Genomic DNA, 22975 nt, shown 5'->3' on the forward strand with positions numbered 1-22975 from the left:
CCCAGCTTTACAAATTCTGCACTCATAAAACAATTACTTTGTGGTATTAAATATTGTGAGAAAATTCAGGGTTTATGAAATCAAAAAACCTTATCTGTTTTCATAATAATCTGTACGACGGTAATAATGTATGGTCGAATTAGATTTTTTCATCCTATTATTATAGTCTTTTTTAAACAGAAACGCTATAATCACAATAAATACGAACAATGATAAATAGACAAATAATATATCGCATAGCCAAGATCCTTGCAGATAAAAAGAATCGTCTGCAAGAAAAAACTTTTGCTGTTCAATATTTTGTGGATTGTAAAACAATATGTATTCCTTATCGGATATTTTTCTCTTTGCTCTGTCAAACAGTTCAGTCCGCATCTCTTCAAAACGTCGCTGGCCCATAACAGGTAAAAATGCATAGCGCTTTTCCGCCTTATCTAATTTCCGCAAATACAGCTGTCCGTTCGCAGTATACCGGTATTCGATACTTAAATACGCATATTTTGTTTTTCCTCTTTGTATTTTAGACTCGAAGTTTATGATAGCGGGTGCTGTAGCAGCCCAGCTCGGATGCGTCAGCGCAAACTCTTTACGTTCCAAAGATGGACTTACAGAAAAAAGGGAAATTATTAAAATATAAACTGCTACCAATAGGATCCCAAACGCCACGCGCTTGCCACCTTGCATCGTTATGCGTCTTCCATTCACATCATAGTGGGCTTCCCGGCCATCGCTATTACCTAATTTGCTAAGGACTATTTTTTGTAAAAGGAAATAAAGCAAAGAAGAGCATACCAGCGCATAAATAAAATAACGGTAACTATTACCCCAAAAAACGATGACAACGATGAAGGCAGCAGCCACCAACCATTGCAGAAATTTCCCAATTGATTTCATAAGACTTTGTTCAGATTTAAGCACCAAGCATAGTAATAACTTTTATAGTTTATTCCGTTACAGTTCCCAATTATTCAAGAATAAAAATAAGGTATTCGACAATATCCATAGCCCCCTATTTAAAATCCGTGAGCAGAAAATTATGATTCGCTGTACAGTTGTAAATTTTTGTAACCTGGATCAAGGAGCGGAAGTACCACTTCCTTTTTATCATCCTGAAAATTACAGCAAAAGCTTATCGAATGAAAGTACCTTGTCCATTCAAACTTTAGCGCGAGACAATCTTTTTTCGTTCATAAATATTCAGAAAGACTTTAACGGTTATGTTTTTATTCAGGAAAGTGTCTTTCAATCAATTTTAAACCAATCCCAATTGGAGAGCAAATTAAAAGAATCCGGTAGTGAATTACTAATTTTCAAAAGAAGGAACCGCATTTCAGATAATCGGATTTCATTGCATAGATCATGCGAGGCATCTCTGCTGGGTTCCAGAGTGTGTTATGATAAACTTTGAAGACGCAATGAGGGTCATCCAAATATTGAGTCAGTCAATAGAAATTTTAGCGATGAGTCCCAGAAAAATACATTGTTTTCTATCTTTATAAGACGCCAATAATCATAATCTATTTTTTCACTGACAACGCAATTTTGGCTAGTTGTATCGGTAAACTGGCGTCCAGATGATCTTCCTCCATCCAGATTGCTGATAAGCCTACCCATGCGATTACCCAGTCTAGCATTCTATGGAAATCAATATTGGTCTCTTGGCCAATTACCTCAATTTGTCTAACGAGTCGACCTTTATCTAAAGCGACTTCTTTATAAGGGTTACACAATATGTTTGCAAAGTCGAAGGCTCTATCGCCACATAATGCTTTTGGATCTATTGCTAACCAACCGTTAACATCCGAATAAAGGATGTTTTCATGGTGAAGATCTCCGTGAAGCACACAGAGTTCAGTTTGGTTAGAAAGTAATCTACTTGCTACTAAAGCAGACTCTTTTAAAATTTCATCGGAGAAATTTACTTCGTTTAAAAGTGGGGCAAACCAATCCATTAGAGAAATTAAAGGGGGTAATTCTTTTCCTTGAGAACTATGGAGCTTATTAGCGGTCTGGCAAATGATACGAGTTGCTTCGTTGTCTTGACCCTGCTTTACTAAATTTATCAATGATACATTATTTTCATTTTCTATTCTCTCGAGTAGAATGGCTTTAGAATCTACTTTTAAAACTTTGGCTGCGGCTTTACCATCCCACCACTGCAAAAGTTTTGACGCACGAAGTTCTTCTTCTATAAATGGAATTTTGAGCATTGCTTTTAATCCGTCATAAACACAGGGTTGTAATAAGCTTGAATTTGTTCTAAAACTTGCTCCTTCCCGTGAAAGATTCCATTTTTTGATATATAACGCTAGTATTGGTTCAGTCATTTAATGGTTTTATAAAATTTACATCCTTGACTTTAATTGCCTTAAGATATTAGCAAAGAAGTAAATTACACAAAACCATTCGAATCATAAGCGCCCAGTGTAAGAAATTGTAAGTACAAATAAATGTAACATGGTTTTTTGTGCATTCTTTTTTCATATATTTAGTTGATATTCTCATAGAAATAAACGAAAGTAAGCGATATGGATACAGGATAATGTAGATATCCCCTATCAATTAGAAAAGTCCAACTATAGCTTTAGGAAAAATAGTCTATTGGCCAGACATATTGGGAAAGCTAGATAACAATGGGCCGAGCGAACTTCGAGGAACTTGGAAATTAAGGTCAGAATACCGCAAATGCACCTGTATGAATAGTATAAAGGATATTCTTTTAGTATTGGATTTGGACGAAACATTGTTGTACGCGACAAAAAATAAGTTGATACAGCAGGAAGACTTTGTTATAGGGCCATATTATGTATATGTCCGTCCAAATTTAACCTATTTTTTAACAAAGATGGCTGGAGATTTTAAACTGGCCATTTGGAGCTCTGCGGATGATAGTTACGTGCAGGAACTCGTTGATAAAATAAAACCAGCCGCTGTCAATTTTGAGTTTATCTGGGGACGATCGCGCACGACAAAAAAAAGAATGAGTGTGACTGATGAATACTATTACGTAAAAAGGTTATCCAAAGTAAAACGCAAAGGCTTCTTATTGGAAAAAACGCTTATTATTGATGATACGGCTGAAAAATCAATGTTGAACTATAGCAATGCAATCCAAATAGTTGAATTTGTAGGAAATACTAACGATGGCGAGCTACTCCTACTGGCTTCCTATTTAAAGAAATTTAAAAATGTCGAAAATGTCAGGAGAATCGAGAAAAGATATTGGAAGAGTGAAGTTTTTGCAGATTACGTGTAGGATTCAGCTATAAAATTAATCGAAATAGCGAATATATTTTTTGCTGTCCCCTTACCGAGATAATTTCCGACTTGTATATTTATATTTACGAACGAATGATATTAGAGATCAAATTCAGACGCGCATTAAAAACTGACCTCAAGTTTCTGCTGGACCTCAGAAAACAGACCATGACTCCGCATTTAATTGCCAGTTCATTACCCATCTCAGAAAAAGCGCATTTACAAAGGATTGATTATAAATTTGAACATGCCTTAATAATTGAAATGGAAGACATTCCTATTGGGCTTTTAAAAGTGGATAGACAACACGATAATATTGATCTGATACAAATTCAGATCACACCCAACTACCAAGGTAAAGGGGTCGGTAGGAAAATATTGAATGATTTGATAAAGGAAGCTATTGAAACAGAGAAATCGATCACATTAAGTGTCTTAAAAACCAATCAGGCTAAAAAACTATACTTAAACGTTGGTTTCAAAATTGTTGGTGAGACGGATAATTCCTATCTTATGCTATCTGATGCCCACAAGAAAAGGTCTGTTTAACAGGCCTGCTATCGTATCCTTTTGGTCAATCCATTATTTGGGGCGACTCAATAAGGAATATCCCTTCTCACATGCATGAAGTATTTTCGGAGCCACCTTACGATACAAACGGATTTAAAATTTAGGATACCATCGGCTGCTAAGATTAAGGAATATAAAACAATTTTAGAAAAGTCGATCAACAGCCGAAGCATCCAAACTAAAAATTACATAAAAAATAAAAGTAGGTATATTTACTTTTGTATCAGGTAAAACAACGACTAATGTACGATACTTTAATCAACTATATCAATTCGCGGGTCTCCAGACCCCTAACCTTAGATGAAATCGGGATCCTAAAAAATAATTTTGTGCACCGTAAAATCAAAAAACGTCAAACATTTTTGCAGGAAGGTTACATAAGTAATAACATGGGATTCCTTGTCAAAGGTGCTATGAAAAAATACAGTATAGACGCTAAAGGTACCGAGCACATCATGAGTCTTTATATTGAAGGCTGGTGGGTCGGTGACCGTGAAAGTTTTGCAAAAATCACACCCTCCGCCTTCTATATTGAAGCTTGTATAGATACTGATTTGCTTGTATTGACAAAAAATGCCGCAGAAAATGTATTTTCTCTTCCAATCATGAATGAACTTACACGCCTATTGGATGAAAATTATTCTTATGCAAGCCAAAAAAGAATAAATGCTGCCCTAAGTATGACTGCTGAAGAACGTTATAATATGCTCATTGATAGCTATCCTGAATTTACACAGCGATTTCCACAGCAGCTGATTGCATCTTATCTAGGTATTACCAAAGAAACGCTGAGCAGAATCAGGTCCCGGGCAGTCAAAAAATAATCAGGATTGATTTACCATGGGAATTACTTTTGTTCCGATTAATTCAATAGCTCTGAATGTATCTTCCTTGCTCAGTCCTGGGTTATCCATCTGAAATGTAAATCTTGAGATACCACCCAATGCCTCACTATGTCGCAATATCTTTTCTGCAACTTCTTCGGGACTGCCAATAACATAGGCGCCAGTCGGCTCAGCTTGGGCCTCAAACATTTCCCGCGTTGGCGTCGACCAGCCTCTCTCCTTTCCAATTTTGCCCATCATTTCCTGATACCCCGGAAAATAAAGATTTTTAGCCTTTGATGTTGTATCCGCGACAAAACCGAGTGAATGTAATCCTACTTTAAGCTTCTCCCGAGGATGTCCGGCTTTTTGTCCGGCCTCATAATATAAATCTATCAAAGGCCGAAACCGATGGGTTTCACCGCCGATGACGGCTACCATTAATGGGAGCCCCAGTATTCCGGCTCGAATAAATGATTGTGGCGTGCCTCCCACTCCTATCCAAACAGGGAGTTGCTCCTGCACCGGCCTCGGATATACTGCCTGTTGTTTCAGCTCTGCCCGGAATTTTCCCTTCCAGGTTACTGTTTCATGATCACGTAATTCTAGAAGCAATTTGACTTTCTCCTCGAATAGTGCATCATAGTCTTGCGTGTTGAACCCAAATAACGGAAAAGCATCAATAAATGATCCTCTTCCGGCTACAATCTCAGCCCGCCCTTTAGAAATAATATCCAATGTTGCATACTCCTGGAATACCCTTACCGGATCCGCCGCACTCACTACAGTAACCGCACTCGTTAGACGGATATGCTGAGTTCTAGCGGCCGCTGCAGCCAGTATAACTGCTGGTGATTCATCTAAAAATTCTTTTCTATGATGTTCCCCGAGCCCGAAGACATGCAAGCCTGCCTGATCTGCAAACGCTATCTTTGACAATAGGGCTTCCATTGCTGTTATATTTTCCGCTGAACTCAACCCACCATCATATGCTCCGGTAGCGATAAAACTATCTATTCCTATTTCCATAATTACTTTTAATCTGATAGACTTCCCTTATTGAAAGCTATTCAAATTTCTATTTTTCCGACGGCTTAAAACGATGATCTAGATCAAAAAAGATGTTTTTTCATTTTAGATTGGCACTTAAAGGAGCATGCATTGAACAATGCAATCTGATAAGTCTATCAACTCGAATCTTTCTTAATTCTTGCTCATCGCTTTCATGGCTAGACCAGCGGCCACTCCTCCGATCACATACCAGGCCACGGTCATTAACTTGGTACGATCAGTCTTTTTTATTGGCTTGGCATCCAGTCCGGCCTGTTCAGGAATAGTCAGTGTTGCCAGACCAACTACTGTTCCGAGCAGCGCTCCTTTGAGCAGCATATTTTTCTGACCTCCATATCCGATGAGGGTATATAACATGGCATTGGAAGCTACATCTGCCCCAAAAGTTGCCGCCACCAGTGCATTACCCTTTGGCGGTTTAAATCCAGCAAAACGCACTGTTTTCTGCATCGCTTCTTCGCCTACTTTATCCACTTCTGGTGCTTTGGGATCGAATCTCTTGGCAGCACTATGGACCACATTGAGTACGAGCGCACCGATCAATCCGCCCAACATATTTTTATTAAATCCATTCATATTTTGCTTTTTACGTTTTCAACCTTTTTTGTACTGTTTTTGTGCAGTTATTCTGAGAACAATGGACAACCTAAAATCGTTTAATCAAATCCACAGACGAAATTTTTGCTACAATGTATTAAGCTTTCAGGACAGTCCAGAGAAGTTTGTTCAGAACTGGCAAATCGATCGTTTGCTCTTGCGGAGGATGGTTGCAGAAATACCTCACCCTATATTGAAGTAACTTTTCGGAAGATTATTTTAAGTTTTCTTTTGTGAATGCTGCGATGTCCCGAAAAGCTTCTCTGGTTTCTCTTAAAACAGCTCCCATATGCAAAAAACCATGGACCATCTCTTTGTAATGAGTAATTTTGACTGGTATTTCGGAGGTTTTCATATTCGCTGCCAATTGTTTTCCTTCATCCCGCAAAGGATCGTGTTCAGCCAATAAAATCAACGTTGGAGGCGTATTTTTAAAATCTTTAATCAAAAGAGGAATTGCCATGGGGTTCTGTTGATCCATTGGGTCGGTTAGATACCAATTCCAGGCTTTTATTCCTTCCTCTTTATTAATAATCGGACCATTTTCATAGTCTTTCCATGACTGTGTATTTAATTGATTATCAGCTGCCGGATAAATCAACACCTGAAACCTCAAATGCTCACCAAGCCGTGTCGAAACTCCTACGGCTAAGGCTGCCCCCGCACTGTCGCCAATAATTCCGATCATATTTTTATCGATGTTTAAAGAGTCCGAATTATTAACGACCCACTCAGTCGCTGATTGAGCATCATCGAAACCAGCCGGAAAAGGATACTCTGGCGCCAGTCGATAGTCGACAAAAACAATGGCAGAACCCGTAGCATTGGCCAATTGACGGACAATAGCATCGTGCGTCTCAAAACTTCCCGAAATAAACCAACCGCCATGAAGATAAACGATAGCCGGTGATTTTTCATTTATAATTTCATTGGGTCGGTATATTCTCACAGGAATTTCGTGATTCTTGCTACGAATATTAAATTCTTCTATCATTTTCACTGCTTCTTTTTTGCCGCTGAGCTGAATGGCCATTGTCTCATATCCTTTGCGGCTTATATCTAATGAATTTATGCCGTCAAACACATGAAGCTTGTTCAGGTTTTCAATTATTTTAGTTATTTCAGGAGTCAATTTAGTTGTATTCATTTCTTTACTATGATTTATGTTTTTATTGAAAATCATTCCCGGTATCACGCGTATTCCGAGAATCTTTTTGATAGGCTATCAAAATTTCAAGTAAAATTAAATAGAAGTCATACATTTACTATAATACACCGCTGAATGTATGTTACTAACAAATTTGTAAGTAATATTTTAGGCAATATTAGGATATGGTACCAGAAGACTAAATAAGAGCTATTATGTTTCCCATAGATCATGAATTTACAATGGTATATACATTATATATACTTCTATTTTCCTATATTATCTATCGAATTTTAGCAGCTGGCAACGGAGAAAAAGTTCGACTGATATTTATTGTGTGTATTAGCCTTATAGCTAATGTTTTTCTTTATATAGATCCTGCTGATTTTCAAGGTGGAGCATCATTAGTGGTACTATTTTACTCATTAATTATTTGGGTGTTAACCTTCCTAGCAACAGCTGTCAATTACATTTTTTCAAGTTGGAAAAAGAAAAATTAGCTATCGTAGTTATGGAAAAAGAAAGAAGTCAAAAAACTATACGGACTCAAAGAATCATCCATATATGCCGAATGCTATGTTGCCAACCTGTTTATGTTTTTTTTATTTTGGAAGATTGAAATCCACTTAAAATAATTGACACTAATACAAGTAAAATTCCAACTATTAAAAATGGAATCCAAGATATGAAGCAAAATTCTGATAATTCTATTATGAATGAGCTATAATCACCTCTCGAAGCAAACATTCCGACGCCAAATAATAACATTAGAATTGACGAAAGACATAATGTTATTCCAATGAAGAATAATTTTCTACGATGTGACATTTTATTCGGTGTTTTCAGGTTCATAGCTTCCCCAAGCCGATCTTAGGATAATTATATCCTCAAATTTCCTCCCCTTCGACGTAATTGGAAGTGGGTACTACCATAGAATTCTACTTTTCAACTGTGAAATTAATATGAACATCCACAATTTACTCAAGCCAGTATCACTACGATTATTGACTAATTTTAATACAAAGATAGCAATTGTCTTTAGCTATTTTGACCGTTTATTAAATAATGGAAGCGAAATCATTTTACATCTCAATTTATCCACTGAGCGTGTTTCAAATACGCTCAGTTTATGTTGTTTGGTGTACAGTACCACATGCTAGCTAAACTCCTGACGCGGATTTATACGTGTTTTTCAAAAAAAACAGGCTGTTTTTCATTGGTTTTAGTTTTATAGATTAAATTGGACAACAATATTTGGAATACAACACTATATGGGAAAACGTGCGTCAGGCATTAATGAATTAAATATATATCTTAAGGCTTTAAATTCTGCTTATTCAGGCATTATTATCACCGATAATTTGCAGCATGATAATCCGATTATCTATTGCAATAAGGCCTTTGAAAACATCAGTGGTTATTCACACGATGAAATTATCGGTCACAATTGTCGCTTTTTGCAAGCGCAGGATCGTTCTCAACCTGAACGCTACATCCTCAAAGATTGTATCAAAAATGGTGAAGAATGTAAGATCGAAATTCGCAATTACCGCAAAGACGGAACACTTTTTTGGAATGAGCTTTTCATTTCACCTGTGAAGAATGAGGCCGGCCAGGTGACGCACTTTATTGGTGTTCAAAATGATATTACCTCGCGTAAAAAGGCCGAACACGAACTTCGGGAGGAAAAAAACAATGTTGAGATCAAAATACAGCAACGGACCAAAGAATTGCAGGAGAAGGAAAGCTTCCTCTCGAGCATGATTGAAACGGTTCGCGAAAGTCTTCTAGTACTCGATGGCAATTATACTGTGCTGAGTGCAAATAAACATTTTTTAACATCATTTCACGTCTCCTCAGAGGAGACTGTAGGAAAATTATTGTTTGATCTGGGCAATAAGCAATGGGATATCCCCTCCTTGAAGGAACTTCTTACGCATATTTTACCAACCAGCAATCCCGTAATTGACTACGAAGTAGAACATGTATTTCCGCATATCGGCCGCAAAGTGATGTTATTAAATGCCTATCGCATAGAGTTTGAAGGGCAATATAAAGACCGTATCCTGATCGCCATTGAAGACATCACCGAGAAAAAAGAACAGGATCTACGTAAAGACGATTTTTTGTCCGTCGCTAGTCATGAACTAAAGACGCCCCTAACGACCATTAAGGGGCTTGTACAGATTCTGCAACGACTTAGTATAGACCATTCCGACAATAAATTTGTCAGTACACTGGATAAAATTTCGGCCTATATAGATCGACTGAATATATTGATTACTAAATTACTAGACACCTCAAAAATACAGTCTGGCCATATTGAGCTCCACATGGAGCCATTTGCCATAGATCATACAATTCGGGAAGCCATTGACAATATAATGGTAGGTGTACCTGGTTACAAAATAAACCTATTTGGCTCCACAGATGCTACAGTTAGCGGCGATGAATTACAAATTATTCAGGTAATCAATAATCTGTTGTCCAATGCGATCAAATATTCACCGGGTTCAAATAGAATCGACGTTGCCATTCACAGGGTTGCCAATTTTGTCAAGATCTCTGTACGAGACTATGGCATGGGAATAGCAAATGTCGACAAGCAAAAAATATTTGAGCGCTTCTTTCGCGCCGGCCATACCCAAAAGAAATTTCCGGGATTAGGTATTGGACTTTATGTATCGCACGAGATCATAACGCATCACAACGGAACCCTTTGGGTAGAAAGCGAACCCGGAGAAGGTTCTACTTTTAATTTCACATTACCAATAATGAGGACAGAAAACGATGGAAAGTAAGAAAATAATGATCTGTGACGATGACCAAGGCATTGTTGAGATGCTGGAATTATTCTTGGATCTGGAGGGTTACCAGGTCTTAAGCGAAACAAACAGTACAAATCTGACCAAACAGCTCATAGCATATCAGCCAGATCTTTTGTTATTGGATCTCTGGATGCCTGTGCTTTCGGGCGACCAGCTGATTAAAATCATACGCAATACACCCGAAATCAAAAATATACCTATCCTTGTTCTATCCGCCAGTGTAGATGGTCGCGATGTTGCCGAAGGACTTGGCGCAAACGGATTTATTGCGAAACCTTTTGATTTAAATGAAATTACATCCAGTATTCACGACGTATTGGCTAGTTAAAAGTATAGTACAATCTCCTAATTTCGTCCGACTTCGTTGGGTAGGCCCTGCTGGCACACAAAACTATACAGTCGAAAATCCGGATATCCTTGATTTCTTGATCACTAGCGGTTTTTCCAATAAATTAGAAACTTTGACCGCTAGGTTGTTGTTATAATAATCAAAAATGTGACTTAAATAAAGTAAAATATCATGGCAAAAAAACAACAGAACTCAAAACAGGAAATTGCGAACTTTTTAGGTGAAATGATTTCATTCAGAAACGCATTGAAGCTGACCCATTGGTCGATAACAGGAAAAGGGAGCTATGAGGCTCATATTTCTTTAGACCAAGCGATTGAGTCTCTTATTGATATTACAGACAGACTGGTGGAAACCACTTTTTCATTGGAAGGTACACTTGATATCGTGATTCCCCAAACGTCAAAACCGGCTAATTACATCAAATACATTGAGGATTTTTACAAGCAAGTTGAAAACAAACGAGAAGGACTTTTTAAGGAAAACTTCTCACAATCCATTATTGATGATGCGCAAGAAGCTGTCCAACAGTTATTGTTCAGATTAAAAAGATTGGAGTAATGCCCATGTTCGGGAGCTTTTCCTGAGTAACGGTCGAACCTATATTCGGCCGTTTTTTTATAGATTAAATTGAGTAACCAATTGCTCTCCCCTCCAGTAACAAAAATAATAGCACGCTATTTTTACTAGCCAACGTCTTGATTACTGCATTTTTTAATGATTTTATTTTCTTGCAAAGAGCAAGAAAATAAAAGAGAAATTTTGGATAAACTAAAATACTTTACCAACTAGAGCAATTAGGGGTATTATCCTAAAATTCTTTTTAAAATTATTGTCCGCAGTCTATCTTCGTTTTGATCACCCCAGTGTCCTAATGCGGAAATTATGGGTATTAAACTCATCCCTAAATCTGTAAGCGAATATTCAACTTTTGGAGGAACGACAGGATATATTTTCTTCATGACTAGCTCATGATCTTCCAGTTCTTTCAGCTGTATATTCAGCACCCGTCTGGAGGCGTCTGGTATCTTACGCTGCAATTCACTCGGTCTTTTATGTCCCTGGTCAATAAACCAGAGCAAGCGTATTTTCCATTTTCCGTAAAGCACTTCACCTATCAAGTCGAGACCGCAATTTAGGTTCGGAATTATTTTTCTCTCATACATATTTTCAAAATTAAGGGTATGTTCCGATTTGTACAATAGGGGAAAAATTTATCCCTATATGAATCGTAATTCCGTACTTGCACAGGCTGGTTTTATACCTCAATTTTGTCCTATAAACAATTTGTAAAAATGGAACAATTTAATTTCAACAACGAATTATCAGACAAGATTGCCTTGGTAACAGGGGGTACAAAAGGCACTGGAAGAGCAATCGCGGAAAGACTATTACAGGCTGGAGCAACAGTTGTGATTACCGCAAGAAACGTCCCCGACCTGGAAAACAGCAAGCTGCATTTCATTGCTTCCGATCTGAGTACAGCAGAAGGGGCTCAAAAAGTGGTGAGCGAAGTGCTTTCGAGCTATGGTAGACTAGACATCTTGGTAAACAACCTTGGTGGATCTTCTACCCCCGCAGGAGGATTTGCTGTGTTAAGTGATGAGGATTGGGAATCGACACTGCAAGCTAACCTTTTGGCTCCGATCCGTCTAGATAGGAGCTTTTTACCGCAGATGATAGAACGCCAAAACGGTGTGATCATCCACATTGCTTCTATTCAGGGCAAATTACCCTTATATGATTCAACATTACCTTACGCAGCGGCAAAGGCTGGATTGAGGAACTACAGCAAAAGCTTATCGAACGAGGTTACTCCTAAAGGTGTCCGTGTACTGACGGTTTCGCCTGGCTGGATCAATACCACCGCATCTGAAGCCTGGCTAGGCGAAATTGCAAGAAATTCGAACAGTACTATAGAAGAGGCGCAACAGGGCGTAATGGATGCACTGGGCGGGATCCCTTTCGGGAGACCTGCAGAGCCTGCAGAGGTAGCTGAACTTGTTGGCTTTCTAGTTTCACCAAGAGCCAGCTATCTAACGGGGACAGAATACGTAATTGACGGCGGAACATTACCAACCATTTAATAATCTTCCTAAGATTTGAAAATATGAATTTACCAAACATTATCTCCGAACTCCTGAAAGCACAAAACAAATTTGACAGTGGTGCTTATGCGAATTGTTTTACTGAAGATGCAGAAGTATTTGATGAGGGAAAAAAACACAAGGGAAAAATTGAAATTAGAAACTGGATTGACAAAGCTAACAAAGAATACGGGGCGACCATGGCACCATTAGATTTTAATGAAAGCGAAAATATTTTATCAGCAGAGACTGCAGGCACATTTCCTGGTAGTCCCGTTGTTTTGAGATATCATTTCCAGTTGTTTAATGATCGAATTAAATATCTGAAAATAACAACTTAACAGTGCAATATATTATTGGCGCCGATAGTAGCATTGTCCACCTTTGGATTATTATTCAAAGTATTCAATAGGAAATCTGGGGTAATTATTTACTTTTTTAGTATCTTAACAGTAAACAACCATCCTATGCCAAAAAAAATTATTAGAAATCTTCAGATCGGTGTAATGCTCTCTTTAATACTGCTGATTACGGGTTCTATAGCCTCTTATATTAGCATACATAAGCAGATGGAAAGTAGGCAAAGCCTCTTAAAAACGAAGGAATCTATCAGTTTAATAAAGGATATTTTAAACACGCTGTTAAATGCTGAAACTGGCAATCGGGGTTACCAGCTTACCGGCAAGGAAGAATTTCTTGAACCGTTGGATAAAAGCGGGAAAGAATATCCCCTGCTTATTGCTGACAAAGAAAGGTTTAATCTTAAAGATAAACTCCAAATTAATATCTTTCATGAACTGCGGCACACCTCAGACCTGCTGATGAAAGAATATGCCTCGCTGATTAATAATCGTAAAAAGGGTATATTAATGACCCCAGAAGAGCTTGAACAAAACAAGCAGATCATGGATAAATGTCGAATGCTTGTTCAGGAATTTGTAAAACATGGAGAAAGTCAGCTTGCTATAAAAAATGAAGACCTGAATAACTCCACCAAACGGACCGTTTTGTTCATTATATTTTCTGCAGTTGCGGCAATCGGTGTCACCATTTTCGTCTATATTCAACTAAAATCTGACATAATGCGCCGGGACAGGTTGGAAAAAGATCTGTTTTATACGAAGGAAATGCTCGAGGAAACAAGTGCGGTTGCCCAAGTGGGAGGCTGGGAAGTCAATATGAAAAGCGGAAAACTCACTTGGTCTCAAAGTGTGCGAGAAATTCATAAAACTAACATTAATTTCCAACCAACTTTTGAAAATGCCCTTGGATTTTACGAAGGAAAAAATAGAGAGCGAATAGAATATCTATTTAACAGAGCAGTACAACAAGGAATTTCTTTTGATGAGGAGCTGCAACTCATGCGTAATGACGGCGTTACGATTTGGGTAAGGATAAAGGGTATTCCCGAATTTGAAAATGAAATATGCCACAGGGTTTTTGGAATTATTCAGGACATTGATGCCTTCAAAAAAATGTTTCTAGAGGTTGCCGAGAAGGAGGCTATGATGCAGTCTTTTGCCACCGATGTTCCTATTCCATTGGCAATGTTGGACAAAGCCCTTAACTACGTTGCTGTAAGTAGTAGATGGCGAGATGAATTTAATATGAATAATGTCGATCTTATCGGCAATAATATATTTACAATATCGCCTAATATTCCAGAAGAAAGAAAAAAAATTTACAGGAATGCGCTTTTGGGAGAAACGTACATCGATGGGGATTTTGCGGTAAAGGTGGAAGGTAAAGAAGAAATTCAGCATTACGACCTTAAAGTCGGGCCATGGTATCTTACAAAAGATGAGGTTGGAGGTATAATTATTTCCATACAGAATATTACAAATTCCGTAAAAATAAACGAAGAACTGAAAAGCGCTAAGGAAACTGCGGATATAGCCAGCAGGGCAAAATCCGAATTTCTGGCCAATATGAGTCATGAGATCCGTACGCCTTTGAACGGAGTTATTGGATTTTCAGACCTCCTCCTCCGTACACCGCTGAATGAAACACAAACACAATATCTGAATTACATCAACGAATCAGGAGAAAACCTGCTCAGCATTATCAATGATATACTGGATTTTTCTAAAATAGAATCCGGAAAAATGGAACTTTTGATCGAAAAAAGTGACTTGTATGATATGTTAAGTCAAGTCATCAACGTGATTCTTTATCAATCCCAGAAAAAAAACATCGAACTTCTTCTCAACGTTGAGCCGGGCCTCCCGAAAACACTTTTTATTGATGAAGCCAGGTTAAAACAGATCTTGATCAATCTGCTAGGGAATGCTGTGAAATTCACAGAAAAGGGTGAGATCGAACTAAAAGTAGAGAAATTGCGCATGGATGATCATACGATTGCTTTGCGTTTCTCGGTAAGAGATACAGGAATCGGCATTCCTGTTGAGAAACAGAAATATATTTTTGATGCCTTTACCCAGGAAAACAGTTCAATCAGCAAGCGATTTGGCGGTACGGGACTAGGGCTAACGATCTCAAACAATATCTTGGGCTATATGGGGAGTCATTTATCTCTAAACAGCGAGATAGACAGCGGATCTGTATTTTTCTTCGATCTCACGGTTCCATACGAAAAGTCTGAATGGAAGGAAGAAGATGAAACGGCTATTAAAAAGGCATTAGTGGTAGATGATAATGAAAGCAACAGGATTATCCTTGAACACATGCTTACCTATAAAAATATCAAATCCACATTGGCTTCTAACGGCATGGAAGCACTGGATATCATGTTGAAGGGTGAGCGGTTTGATGTGATTTTGATGGATTATCATATGCCTATCATGTCTGGATTGGAAACAATTGAGAAAATAAAAGGCTTGTTAAATCAGCGAAAGGAGATCGCTCCATTTATAGTACTTTCTTCTTCTTCGGAAGAACTGGATATACTTACTTCAGTTAGAAAAATAGAAAATACACATTTGCTGTTGAAGCCTATAAAATCACATGATCTATACAAAACCCTAAAAAAGGTAGACAGAAGTACTGTATTAGAAATTATTCAGGATCAGCCAGAAAAAGATTCGCATGCATTTGCACGGGAATTAGATGTGCTTTTGGTTGATGATAACCCAGTAAATATGGTCCTGAACAATAGGATAATGAAGTCTCTAGCTCCCAACATACATTTAACGGAAGCTGCAAACGGTTTACAAGCTTTGGAAGAATGCAGGAAAAAGCAGTTTTCCCTTATTATTATGGATGTACAGATGCCGATAATGAGTGGTATTGAGGCAACACAAAATATTAGAATGCTGTCAGGATATCAACACATCCCGATCATAGGTGTTACCGCCGGAAATGTGCTGGGAGAAAAAGAAAAATGTCTTGAATCCGGAATGAATGACTTTCTTCCTAAACCAATACGGCGGGCAGACCTTCTCGAAGTACTCAAAAAATATATTAGTGTTTAATAGTTATAGAAATAGGAGTGCTTAGCATATAAATGAGTTCATATTATCGCGCCATCTATAATTTATCGTCCACCAAAGTGCTTATAATACATTTGGTAATACTTATCCTATGTCAAGCTTGAGTTTTGGATACTAAAGCTTAATTTTGGTTATCACAACAAAAATTATAAAACCGCCAATTTGGAAAATTACAGTATTACAACAACTCTGCATTCACCTGCAGAAAAAGTACTCGGTACATTGATCAATGACATTCCACTATGGTGGACTGAAATTTTTGAAGGCATTTCAAATAAACAAAGGGAATCTTTTACGACTCTTTTTGGAGAACCAATAGTTAACCAATTTCGCCTACAGGAGCTCCAAGCAAACACAAAAGCCGTGTTTTATAGCATCCTCTGAGTTATTTTGCCGGTAGTAGGAAATTTACACCCGTTTGAAAAGCAATCCCGCCAAATCTATTTTCGGTTGCAAAATTCTGCGTTACCCGGGCCATTATACCGATTTTATGAGGTACCACCCAATACGATCCGAATGCACCTATTCCAGCATTTTGGTCAGAAAGAAAACTTCCTTCTGTTCCCTTGTCATCGGATACTTGTTTTGAATAGTTACCAAATAACCCTACTTCATCTCCCCGAGAATTCAGTAGATATGAACCACCTAAATCAAAAGTAAGATGACTTCCTTCTTTAAAGTCAGTGTTTTTTTGCCACTGATTGATCTCTAATGTAGGAGCAATACTTAAATTGATCTTGGAAGTTGGTTTATATTTAAGAGCACCACGGATATTATGTGACCAATATCCATGCCCCCCATTATCTAAACTACCATGCTCGTATTTCCCAGTCGGCGCCCATAGGCCATAATTTAATGCATATTGAAACTTCCCCTGCTTCCATGATAACCAGATTGGCTGTACATACATGTCGCCAAATCCTAAACTCTTATTGGTAAAAACATATCTTCCAGGACCTGTCTGCTGCGAATAGTAGTCCAACGCAATATTGGCGGTAGGACTGTTTACTGTCGGAATAACCATCAGTCCCCAATTGGCGCCCAAGATCTTCCCCTTTCCTCCGTAAATTGCCATCAGGATAAAAGAATGCGTGATCACCTTTTGTTCAATTTGTAAAGTAGTAGGATTTCCAGGAACCGGATTAATCAATTGATCTGTCTTTTTACCCTGACCATTGAAATAATTCATATTGGCATAACCATACCATACTGGTATAATCAACCCTTCATGCGGAGCAAAATAATCGTTGGGATTAAACGATGAACCGTTGTAATGCCCCTGACCATAAACTTTCATCATGGAAAGGATAAATAGAAACACATAAAATATCTTTTTCATATGACGAATCATTAATCCCTTATAATATCATTCAAAATGCAAACAACTCTACGCGTGTTTTGTTGCATTTTCCAGATAATTTCCACTTTATATTCATCCTCCTACTCGCGCAGCGCTTAAATGTATTAAAGACGATATTCGATCACAGCGAATTAAGCAATAATTATTTAAAAAGTATTTGGATAATATTTTACGAGCCAGATGTAATATTTCACATGGCATAACTGTCTTAAAGCAAAATCTATTTTATAAAATCGTAGAACAACGCTTTTCAAGCACAAAATTACAGTTGACATTGATAAAATAAAGCTATTTACTTAAACTAAAACCCCCCAATGAAACTATTATTTAACCTCCTTCTTTTCATGCTATTGACCACCTGTGTATTCGCGCAGACAGCTTCTACGACATGGCATAAATTCCTCTCAGACTTTAAGAATTTAGAACAGGAATATAATAATTATTACCCGGCAAAGGATTATCAAAAAGCAACCACAGTATTAAATGCCATATCGGCCAAAATGGACAGCTTACAGCTGTCTGAAAAAGAAAAGCAGGAATATCAAACTACGATAAGTGAAATTAATGCGAATATAAACTACAACCTTGCTTGTTTACAATCATTACTCAATCAAAAAAAACAAGCTATTTCAAGTTTTGAAAAGGCAATTTTGTGGGGATATACCGACTATCGTAATGCTTTAAATGATCATGATCTAAATAATATTCGTAAGGAAAGTAAATTTTTAAAAGCATTAGCCCAACTGAAGCAATACGATAAATTAACCCTGCTGCAGCAATCTGGAGGATATGTTTCTGCAAATAGTGACTCTTTGCCGACATTTACTTACGAGGTAACAAGCAATCGTAATTTATCAGCGGTAAAAAGTTTTTTCAACCTGGACTCGATAGCTGGTAATGGCGACGAAATTTCCAAAATCCGTAATATCATGTTTTTTGTGGCAAACAACATCAAATATGACGGCAGCAATTGGGCGCTATGTGAATTTGACGCAATTGATTTTTACAACTACCACAAGGCAACAGGAAAAGGTATCAACTGTCGGCACAAAGCGATGACGTTAAATGAAATGTATCTCGCTATGGGATTTAAGTCACGCTATGTTACGTGCATGCCAAAAGACGACAAAGATACTGATTGCCATGTAATCAATAGCGTATATGCTGAAACTCTAAAAAAATGGCTGTGGATGGATCCTTCCCATGGCACATTTGTGATGGACGACAACAACAATTTACTGAGCATTGAAGAAGTCAGGGAGCATTTAAAAAATAATCAATCGCTCAAGCTAAACCCAGAGTCCAAAGTAAATAAACTTTGGTACCTGGATTATTATATGGCAAAGAATTTATATTGGATTCAATGCACAAATAAAAGCCAGTTTAACACAGAAAGTAGATATAGGCCTGCCGACCCTGATCTGCAGTACATTTCTTTAGTTCCAAGCGGGTTTAACAAAAGCAATAACAAATATTTAAAAAACAATGTGATTACATTCGATCCTGCCTACTTCTGGAGATCTCCGCAATAAATAACAACATACTCATCTTTATTAACGATTTTTGCAAATTTTACATTCGCTAATTGGCTTACTACAATGAAAATTAGTGCTAGGAGATTTTTGTGATTCATTTTTTATCATATTATTGCTCATCATAATTTGGGAACGTTTCGAAATAGAATTTTAATTTCTAGCTCAGACTCGAAGGCTTTGACTTTACGTGAATGCCCGTCATTACCGCGTATTTATAAACACAATTTGTTGATCGCAGATTTTCATACGCTTAAATTCAACTTGTCGGACTATCATTTTTATTTACAATCAATTCTTCAATTTCCTGCTTCCAAAATTCCGAACTTGATAGCAAATCAGCGTTTATTTTTGAGAATTTTTGTTTGAGTGTTTCAATATCCTCTTGCCTATACAAGTTATCAAATAAAGCTTCCGCACCATATTTTGATTGTACAACGTTAATAAACATTCTGTAGGCCAATATTGAATCCAAAAACTCATCTATGTTTCTGTTTGTTGAGACAATCTTCTCCAGTTCAAAATCTAAAAGGACAATTTCGTTGTTGTTTAATTTATTAATACAAAAAGGATTCCCAGCTCCGTCTGATCCAAATACAATATATTCTAAACCATTTTCAAAATTTTTATCGAAATAATCATTTAGTGTTTGAAAGTATATAAAGCTTTCTTTCCTATTAAAACTTGAAAACGGAGCAAATGATTCTGGAACACCGCCGTTTAAAGCTTTTGCTACTTTGTCGTCAGAAATTAAATTACCAATCAGATCAAGGTTTAATTCGAGCCATTCTTCATATTCATGAGGACTCCAATTTTCTTTGCTAAATTTCATATACGATTGTTTTGGTACACATGGGTTCATCATCCATTCTAGACTTATCCCTTATAAACTGAAAAAGATCTATCTTTATTTCTTCTAGATTTTCCACCATAATTTTTCTAACATAGCTAATAATTTTGTAAGGCTGGTTTTAAAGCATCTATACTTGAGGTGATAACCATCAATTTCAATGACAATTAAAGCTTTTCAGTTCAAAGTAACAGTCTTCACAGATAAGTTTGATATTTGCGAATTTCTCAGAATCTTCGTTCCAACCATTATTTCTGAGCCTGACCTTTTCACATTTATCACACCAAGCTTGAAAATCGTCATCGTCACCAAGTTCCATCCCTCTATATGTTTCAAAAGCCTCTTCAAAGCCTTTGGGATCCGCTAAGTTTAGATGCTGACAAATAAATGCGGGTCTTGATCGTCCATGGATTTTGCATTCAACTTTTGCTTGGTTAAAATGGATAACTTCCCGAGAATCTTCCTCTAAAACAGCAATGATGAGAAAATAGCTTTGGAGCTTTTCGGTGGAAACCCTATACACTCCCATGCCGCCCAAAAGATCAAAAGATATCGCCGCAAATTCCCAACAATCGAACTCATCGGCTGGGAAAGTTCCATCTATCAATTTTCGATAATCGTTTTTGATTCCAAATTCTCTAACTGCAAATGTGCTGTCCTTATTAGGCTCGAGACAATGGTCATTGAACCAACTCCACATCCACGTTTCTGATGTAAGTGAAAAAGTACCAATAGGAATATATTTGAAATACAATTGATCTTTATCGTCATTGTATAACCGCAAGAGTGCAAGTTCAGCATCGTAAAACCAATGTTGATAGCCGTCCATGCTCAATTGTTCTCTAAATATTTCCTGGATTTGCATAAGTTCACGACACTTTTTACCAGCAAACTGTTCGTAATTTATTCCCAACTTTGTATATGTTTTATTTTTGGCAGTCTTTACAACATTTCTAACTACTTAAAACTGAATGACTATCCGGCCTTTCAGCTTCTATCAGAGTGACAATATAATCATATGGCATCTATTGATCAAAATAAATAAAATTTTCTTCTGTATCCCGCAATGGAATAAACCTGAATCAATGTAATGCAGTCACATCTATGTCATTTTTAGAATAATAACGTTTTGCTTCTTCCTATAACTAATTGTCCGAAATCAATTTATGCAATACTTTTTTTAATTCACTACTCCGAAGGTTTCGTGCTACAATCTTTCCTTCTTTGTCTAAAAGAAAGTTGTCAGGAACTCCTTTTAAACCAAAAATCTGATAAAGTTCACCACTAAGCCCCCCCTTGTCCCTTACATTAGTCCATGAAAGCTTTTCATTATTTATTGCTGTAAGCCAGTCCATACGTGATTCATCGATCGATACGGCCAGGATCTCAAAGTTTTTTGATTTGTATTCGCTATGCAAAGATTGCAAAAGGGGAAATTCCTTGCGGCATGGCCCGCACCAACTTGCCCAAAACTCAACCAAAACATATTTACCTCTGAAGTCTTCAAGACTAACGAGATTGCCGTTATCGTTTGCAAGCTCAAAAATGGGAAGACTTTTGCCGATTTCAAGCTGAGGCTGAGCCTTTATCTTTTTGTTCAAAAGTATGCCTGTGAAGCTATTTTTTTGTTCGGTTGACAATGCGTTATACAAAGTATTTAGCAAGTCGGGGTGTCTACTCAAGGACGAAAAAGATCTGTTCAAAAGGTATAAGCTATAGAAACTGTTAGGATTGTTTTGGATAAATTTGCTTATTATGCTGTCCTCTAGTCCGGTCGCTTTTTCTTGGTCTTTATTTGATAAATAGATGGCTCTTCGGTTTTCGCCATAGGTAATTGCTATCTTATCCAATGTGGAACCTTTCAATACATATTTGCTATCATCTATTTTCAAATTGCTTTTAGGGCCCACAAGCCAACCTGTTAGACCATGAAAGTCAACCGTATCCCCTGGTGAAACCCAAAATGAGTAAACAATTTGATCTTTTACAAGTCGTGGATTGAAATCATTATCAATAATAAAATTAACCCGCGTCGGCTCACCAATACTACCATGAAAAGTAAAAGTTCGATCCGCAGATAATTGTAGCAAATCATCTATTTTCTTTTCATTATTTCTATACATAATTCTATATTTCGCATTCGGAACAGTGTCGATCTTTCCTTGAATAATAAAGCCGTTATTCCTCTGCCCTAAGATTATCAAAGGCATTGATAACAAGAATGAAACTATAGCCAATAATGCAGTTGACCGTTTTCCCATAACTATTAATTAGGTTTATACTAATCAAATTACTAGTTATAGATCACAAATGCAATTCATCTGCAAAAAACTAATCCTTTGGTGAGAAAATTACCATTGTAGTATCAAGAAAAGATAGGTTGTAAGTTCGCACCTAATCGCATAGCCTCATTGAACGAAATCTATGCTATCGTAAATATTGAGAAAAAGTCTCCCTTGAAGATGGTCAAAAGAAGATTTATTAATTTGCTCTTTCCAAATGATCATTTATCTAGTTCCATTCAAAACTATAATATGCTTGATACCAATGTCCTGACACAGATTGAAATCTAAAAAATAAAACAATGTCGTCCAACTTTGACTGATAGGTTATCTCATAATAATTATCTCCTTTCTTCTTTAAAAAGGAATAATCTTCAACATTACAATCCTGATATTGTCAATAAAAAGTTTAAACATATTAAGTTTTTTACCATTGAATCGATTTGTATTTTTAAAGATTTTATAGGTCATAAGTTAGCACCCCAAATTGTTGAAAACAAAGAAAATTATGGGGCGAAATTTGTAGTCTGGTTGCAGGACATGAAATACTTAAACAATTCTTGAACAATATAGGTCATCCTCTATTTTTTGAAAAATCGTTTTGATCCGTAAAATACTCAAGCCCTATAATTAATACAATGGTGCTGCCATTATTTATTTTCTGTATCAATGAAAGCAAATCCCACCGTCCTGTAACATACAAATAGGTTTTCTAGCGCCAGCTTACCAATGGCATACTTTTTATTTTAGGAGCAAATTCACTTATTTTTC

20 protein-coding genes are annotated in these 22975 nt (G+C 37.1%); 10 read left to right on the top strand and 10 right to left on the bottom strand.

Annotated features, from left to right (window positions below):
• Nucleotides 1-90: 90 nt before the first annotated feature.
• On the bottom strand, nucleotides 91-894 hold the full coding sequence (locus tag B3P16_RS08610; protein WP_286753954.1) for a hypothetical protein: 804 nt from the start codon (nucleotides 892-894) through the stop codon (nucleotides 91-93).
• Between the two features lie 623 nt (nucleotides 895-1517).
• Complete coding sequence (locus B3P16_RS08615) at nucleotides 1518-2327, bottom strand: aminoglycoside phosphotransferase family protein (protein WP_286769862.1); 810 nt, start codon at nucleotides 2325-2327, stop codon at nucleotides 1518-1520.
• Nucleotides 2328-2695: 368 nt separating this feature from the next.
• Here B3P16_RS08615 and B3P16_RS08620 point away from each other — a divergent pair, with 368 nt between their 5' ends.
• From B3P16_RS08620 to B3P16_RS08630, 3 genes are all read left to right on the top strand, one after another.
• Entirely contained in the window at nucleotides 2696-3256 is a 561-nt protein-coding gene (locus B3P16_RS08620; RefSeq protein ID WP_286753952.1) for an HAD family hydrolase, read from the top strand.
• 95 nt (nucleotides 3257-3351) lie between these two features.
• On the top strand, nucleotides 3352-3807 hold the full coding sequence (locus B3P16_RS08625; RefSeq protein ID WP_286753951.1) for a GNAT family N-acetyltransferase: 456 nt from the start codon (nucleotides 3352-3354) through the stop codon (nucleotides 3805-3807).
• 263 nt (nucleotides 3808-4070) lie between these two features.
• Nucleotides 4071-4652 (top strand): Crp/Fnr family transcriptional regulator, encoded by a 582-nt coding sequence (locus B3P16_RS08630; protein ID WP_286753950.1) that lies wholly within the window; start codon nucleotides 4071-4073, stop codon nucleotides 4650-4652.
• Here B3P16_RS08630 and B3P16_RS08635 read toward each other — a convergent pair whose 3' ends face one another.
• From B3P16_RS08635 to B3P16_RS08645, 3 genes are all read right to left on the bottom strand, one after another.
• Nucleotides 4653-5681 (bottom strand): LLM class flavin-dependent oxidoreductase, encoded by a 1029-nt coding sequence (locus B3P16_RS08635; protein ID WP_286842417.1) that lies wholly within the window; start codon nucleotides 5679-5681, stop codon nucleotides 4653-4655.
• A 174-nt stretch (nucleotides 5682-5855) separates the two neighbouring features.
• Entirely contained in the window at nucleotides 5856-6299 is a 444-nt protein-coding gene (locus tag B3P16_RS08640) for a hypothetical protein (protein ID WP_286753948.1), read from the bottom strand.
• Nucleotides 6300-6534: 235 nt separating this feature from the next.
• On the bottom strand, nucleotides 6535-7467 hold the full coding sequence (locus B3P16_RS08645) for an alpha/beta hydrolase (RefSeq protein ID WP_286753947.1): 933 nt from the start codon (nucleotides 7465-7467) through the stop codon (nucleotides 6535-6537).
• Between the two features lie 1271 nt (nucleotides 7468-8738).
• Here B3P16_RS08645 and B3P16_RS08650 point away from each other — a divergent pair.
• The 3 genes from B3P16_RS08650 to B3P16_RS08660 all read left to right on the top strand — a co-directional run bounded on the left by B3P16_RS08650 (nucleotide 8739) and on the right by B3P16_RS08660 (nucleotide 11205).
• Complete coding sequence (locus tag B3P16_RS08650) at nucleotides 8739-10268, top strand: PAS domain-containing sensor histidine kinase (protein ID WP_286842419.1); 1530 nt, start codon at nucleotides 8739-8741, stop codon at nucleotides 10266-10268.
• Nucleotides 10258-10623, top strand: coding sequence for a response regulator (locus B3P16_RS08655; protein WP_286753945.1), 366 nt, complete (start codon nucleotides 10258-10260; stop codon nucleotides 10621-10623). The genes B3P16_RS08650 and B3P16_RS08655 overlap by 11 nt, the downstream gene beginning before the upstream one ends.
• Before the next feature lie 192 nt (nucleotides 10624-10815).
• Nucleotides 10816-11205 carry a DUF5856 family protein gene (locus B3P16_RS08660; protein WP_046672983.1) on the top strand — a complete coding sequence of 130 codons (390 nt, stop codon included), beginning with the start codon at nucleotides 10816-10818 and terminating at the stop codon, nucleotides 11203-11205.
• A gap of 245 nt (nucleotides 11206-11450) precedes the next feature.
• On the opposite strand, the gene B3P16_RS08665 is transcribed toward B3P16_RS08660, so the two are convergent.
• Nucleotides 11451-11810, bottom strand: coding sequence for a winged helix-turn-helix transcriptional regulator (locus B3P16_RS08665; RefSeq protein ID WP_286753944.1), 360 nt, complete (start codon nucleotides 11808-11810; stop codon nucleotides 11451-11453).
• A 129-nt stretch (nucleotides 11811-11939) separates the two neighbouring features.
• Here B3P16_RS08665 and B3P16_RS08670 point away from each other — a divergent pair, with 129 nt between their 5' ends.
• The 3 genes from B3P16_RS08670 (at nucleotide 11940) to B3P16_RS08680 (ending at nucleotide 16162) form a co-directional block, all read left to right on the top strand.
• Nucleotides 11940-12731, top strand: a complete 792-nt coding sequence (locus tag B3P16_RS08670) for an SDR family oxidoreductase (RefSeq protein ID WP_115049220.1) — start codon at nucleotides 11940-11942, stop codon at nucleotides 12729-12731.
• 23 nt (nucleotides 12732-12754) lie between these two features.
• Nucleotides 12755-13072 (top strand): nuclear transport factor 2 family protein, encoded by a 318-nt coding sequence (locus B3P16_RS08675; RefSeq protein WP_286753943.1) that lies wholly within the window; start codon nucleotides 12755-12757, stop codon nucleotides 13070-13072.
• A gap of 126 nt (nucleotides 13073-13198) precedes the next feature.
• Nucleotides 13199-16162, top strand: coding sequence for a response regulator (locus B3P16_RS08680; protein WP_286842421.1), 2964 nt, complete (start codon nucleotides 13199-13201; stop codon nucleotides 16160-16162).
• A 403-nt stretch (nucleotides 16163-16565) separates the two neighbouring features.
• Here the strand turns inward: B3P16_RS08680 and B3P16_RS08685 are convergent, their stop codons facing one another.
• Nucleotides 16566-17519: a SphA family protein gene (locus tag B3P16_RS08685; RefSeq protein ID WP_286753941.1), complete on the bottom strand. Its 954-nt coding sequence runs from the start codon at nucleotides 17517-17519 to the stop codon at nucleotides 16566-16568.
• A gap of 335 nt (nucleotides 17520-17854) precedes the next feature.
• Between B3P16_RS08685 and B3P16_RS08690 the strand changes: the two genes are divergently transcribed.
• On the top strand, nucleotides 17855-19072 hold the full coding sequence (locus B3P16_RS08690) for a transglutaminase-like domain-containing protein (RefSeq protein WP_286753940.1): 1218 nt from the start codon (nucleotides 17855-17857) through the stop codon (nucleotides 19070-19072).
• Nucleotides 19073-19331: 259 nt separating this feature from the next.
• On the opposite strand, the gene B3P16_RS08695 is transcribed toward B3P16_RS08690, so the two are convergent.
• From B3P16_RS08695 to B3P16_RS08705, 3 genes are all read right to left on the bottom strand, one after another.
• Complete coding sequence (locus B3P16_RS08695; RefSeq protein ID WP_286753939.1) at nucleotides 19332-19904, bottom strand: hypothetical protein; 573 nt, start codon at nucleotides 19902-19904, stop codon at nucleotides 19332-19334.
• A 175-nt stretch (nucleotides 19905-20079) separates the two neighbouring features.
• The gene (locus tag B3P16_RS08700) at nucleotides 20080-20835 is read right to left on the bottom strand and encodes a DUF6882 domain-containing protein (RefSeq protein ID WP_286842423.1); all 756 of its coding nucleotides are present in this window, start codon (nucleotides 20833-20835) and stop codon (nucleotides 20080-20082) included.
• Between the two features lie 232 nt (nucleotides 20836-21067).
• Nucleotides 21068-22045 (bottom strand): TlpA family protein disulfide reductase, encoded by a 978-nt coding sequence (locus B3P16_RS08705; RefSeq protein WP_286842424.1) that lies wholly within the window; start codon nucleotides 22043-22045, stop codon nucleotides 21068-21070.
• Nucleotides 22046-22975 lie beyond the last annotated feature (930 nt).

The organism is Sphingobacterium sp. UBA7631 (assembly GCF_002483935.1).
Classification (GTDB): domain Bacteria; phylum Bacteroidota; class Bacteroidia; order Sphingobacteriales; family Sphingobacteriaceae; genus Sphingobacterium; species Sphingobacterium multivorum.